This is a genomic window from Bacillus sp. JJ722, assembly GCF_036963345.1.
Classification (GTDB): Bacteria; Bacillota; Bacilli; order Bacillales; family DSM-1321; genus Bacillus_AD.
This window is the reverse complement of sequence record NZ_JBALMO010000040.1, coordinates 24,382-25,272: the sequence shown is the minus strand read 5'-3', so window position 1 is coordinate 25,272 and position 891 is coordinate 24,382. Positions and strand designations below refer to the sequence as shown.

The window sequence follows — 891 nt, the reverse complement described above, 5'->3', positions numbered from 1 at the left end:
CACTTTTAAGACGCCTCTTCTTTCATTTATGCATTCAATACCGCTAGTATTTCTGCAACTTTTTGCTCATCAAAACCATTAGCAAGAGTGTTTCCTACCCTTACACCTGTTCCGAAATGATACTCGTCTGCTTTCAGAAATGAATGAACATCAGCGATATTTTCACGCTGCAACCCAGCCCCAACTAAGATGCGCGGACCATGCCATACATCTGATAGCGTCATAAGCTGTTGTAATTTTTCTTTGCCTTCTTCCGCCGTTATAGTTCCACCTGAAGTCAATATTCGTCTAACATGATTGGTATATTGACATAGAACCTCTAGGCCGTCTGCTTGTCGAATAAGCTCGTCAAACGCTCGATGAAATGTAATATCAAAATTCGGCACTACATGTATCACTTTTTCAAGTAAAGCTTGATCAATTTCTCCATTTTTCAAAGCACCAAAAACAATACCTGTTACTCCTATATCTTCAAAAGCCAATATGTCTTCACGCATGCTATTCCAATCACTCTCATCATACTCGTAAGAAAAACTATGCGGTCGAATCATTACCTGTACAGGAATTGATACACTTTCAATAATACGTTTCGTTGTACCATAGCTCGGAGTTAATCCACCTTCTGTTATTGCTGAAACAAGCTCCAAACGATTAACACCAATTTGCTCGGCTACAATAGCGTCTTTTTCATTTTGTACAATACATTCTAAGATCATGATGTCACCTACTCTATTCTTAAATCAATTAGTAATATGATATCCAACTTCAAACATTAGATATGTATTTAATACCCCATATTATAACAAACAACCTTAGCTAATGAGATCTTTTTGAATATACAAAAATGTTGAGAACAACAAAAGCGGAAGCGTTCCGTTTTGCTCCGTATGG

General features: G+C 37.3%; 1 protein-coding gene. It reads right to left on the bottom strand.

Translation table 11 applies throughout. The annotated features are described in order from the left end of the window. Nucleotides 1-26 precede the first annotated feature (26 nt). The gene (locus V7014_RS06250; RefSeq protein WP_335505261.1) at nt 27-716 is read right to left on the bottom strand and encodes a copper homeostasis protein CutC; all 690 of its coding nucleotides are present in this window, start codon (nt 714-716) and stop codon (nt 27-29) included. Between the last annotated feature and the right edge of the window lie 175 nt (nt 717-891).

Bases quoted from the DNA above. Each gene is read 5' to 3' on its own strand.
- V7014_RS06250 (WP_335505261.1), bottom strand. From the start codon at position 716: ATGATCTTAGAATGTATTGTACAAAATGAAAAAGACGCTATTGTAGCC.